2 protein-coding genes are annotated in these 2038 nt (G+C 77.4%); both read left to right on the forward strand.

Annotation, left to right across the window (positions count from 1 at the left end; genetic code table 11):
- Window positions 1-49 precede the first annotated feature (49 nt).
- On the forward strand, window positions 50-982 hold the full coding sequence (locus PAI11_RS04750; RefSeq protein WP_081488262.1) for an SMP-30/gluconolactonase/LRE family protein: 933 nt from the start codon (window positions 50-52) through the stop codon (window positions 980-982).
- A 66-nt stretch (window positions 983-1048) separates the two neighbouring features.
- Window positions 1049-2032, forward strand: a complete 984-nt coding sequence (locus PAI11_RS04755; protein WP_007571387.1) for a serine/threonine-protein kinase — start codon at window positions 1049-1051, stop codon at window positions 2030-2032.
- Window positions 2033-2038: the final 6 nt, after the last annotated feature.

The following is a 2038-nucleotide window of genomic DNA, read 5'->3' on the forward strand; positions in this document are numbered from 1 at the left end:
GGACCGGGCGATCGCACGCCGAACCCGACCGCCGGTAGGCTCGCCCGCCATGGGGGAGCGTGGCCGCGGGAGAGCACGGATCGGGCACAGGGCGGTGGCGGTCGCGACGGCGGCGGCCGCGCTGCTGGGCGGTGCGACGACGGCGACGGCCGCGCCGCGCTGCGCCGGCGTGACCGGCGCCCCGACCCCGGTCGCCCGCACCGGCGGGTCGATCGAGGCGCTCGCCGTCGACCCCCAGGGCCGCCTGTACCTGAGCGACAACAGCGGGGCGGGGCGGGTCCTGCGGATCGATCGCCCCGGTGAGGCGCCGCGGGTGATCGCCGCCGTCGCCGCTCCGGGCGGGATCGTCGTCCAGGCCGACGGGACGCTGCTGGTCGGCACGGGCAACGGTCAGGCCGCCCTGCTCGCGGCGCTGCTGCCGCGGGCCGGGGTCGTGCGGGTCGACCCCGCGACCGGCGCCGTGACGAGCGTGGCCGGCAAGCTGGGAATGGCCAACGGGGTCACCCGGGACGACGCCGGCAACGTCTACGCGACCAGCCTCTACGACGGTGCGGTCGATCGGATCGCGCCCGACGGCCGGGTCCGGCGGGCCTGGGCGTCGGTGCCGACCGCCAACGGGATCGCCGTCGACGCGGCCCGCCACCAGCTGTTCGTCACGCGCAGCCTGCTCGGCGCCGGCGTCTCGCGGGTCAGCCTCGATCCGCCGTACCGGGTCCGGCCGTACGCGACGGCGAAGGGGCTCGACCTGCTGGGCTTCCCCGACGGCCTGACGATCGACCCGACCGGGCAGCCGGTGGTGGCGGCGTTCCTGGCCGGCGAGGTCTGGCGGGTCACCGGCGGCGGCTCGGTCTGCCGGCTGGCGGGCGGGATGCCGCAGTCGACCTCGGTCGCGTTCGGCCGCGGCGCGAGCGGGTTCGCCGCCGGGCACCTCTACCGCGGCGGCTACGACGGCACGATCTACGAGATCCCGACCGGCACCTGATCGCTCGCCCGCGGCACGATCCGCGCGGCGCCGAGGCCGGTCTGATAGCCCTCCCCGCGAGGCCACGTGCAGCTGCGACCAGGCGAGATCGTCGACGGGTACCGGATCCAGCGACCGATCGGCCGCGGGGGGATGGGCGCGGTCTACCTGGCCGAGCATCTGTCGCTGCGGCGCCCGGTGGCGCTGAAGATCGTGACCGCGGCGCTGGCCGAGGACCCCGCCTTCCGCGAGCGGTTCGAGCGCGAGGCCCGGCTGGCGGCGCGGCTGGACCACCCGAACGTGGTGGCCGTCTACGACGCCGGCGTCCACGAGGCGGGGCCGTGGCTGGCGATGCGCTACGTCGACGGGCAGGACCTGAGCCGCCGGCTGCGAGCCGCCGAGGGCGGGCGGTTGACGCCGGAGGCCGCGGTCCGGGTGATCGAGCAGGTCGCGGCCGGCCTCGACCACGCGCACGCGGCGGGGCTCGTCCACCGCGACGTCAAGCCGGCCAACGTCCTGATCGAGGACGGCGACGCGGGGCGGGCGCTGCTGGCCGACTTCGGCCTGACCAAGGAGGTCGGCGACGCCGACGACCTGACCGCGACCGGGGTCGTCGTCGGCAGCGTCGACTACCTGGCGCCGGAGCGGATCGCCCACGGCCACGTCGACGGACGTGCCGACGTCTACGCGCTGGCGGCGATGCTGTGGACGCTGCTGACCGGCCGCCCGCCGTTCGACGGCCAGACCGCGACCAAGCTCTACCGCCACGTCCACGCGCCGCGTCCCGAGCCGAGCCGCCTGGACCCGGGACTGGCGGGATTCGACGCCGTCGTCGCCCGCGGGATGGCGATCGACCCCGACCAGCGCTACGCGTCGGCCGGCGACCTGGCGCGTCGCCGCCCTCGCCGCGCTCGAGGGCCGGCCGCCGGTCGTGACGGAGCGGATCGTGGCCCGCGGCGCGGCCGCGCCGGCCCCGGTCGACGAGGCGGCCGACGGGATCGTCCTGCACCGGAGGCGGCCGCAGTCCCCGGGTGGCGCGGCTGGCGGCGGTGGTGCGGCGGCTGGTGGTAGTGCGGC

The organism is Patulibacter medicamentivorans, from assembly GCF_000240225.1.
In the GTDB taxonomy this organism is placed as follows: Bacteria; Actinomycetota; Thermoleophilia; order Solirubrobacterales; family Solirubrobacteraceae; genus Patulibacter; species Patulibacter medicamentivorans.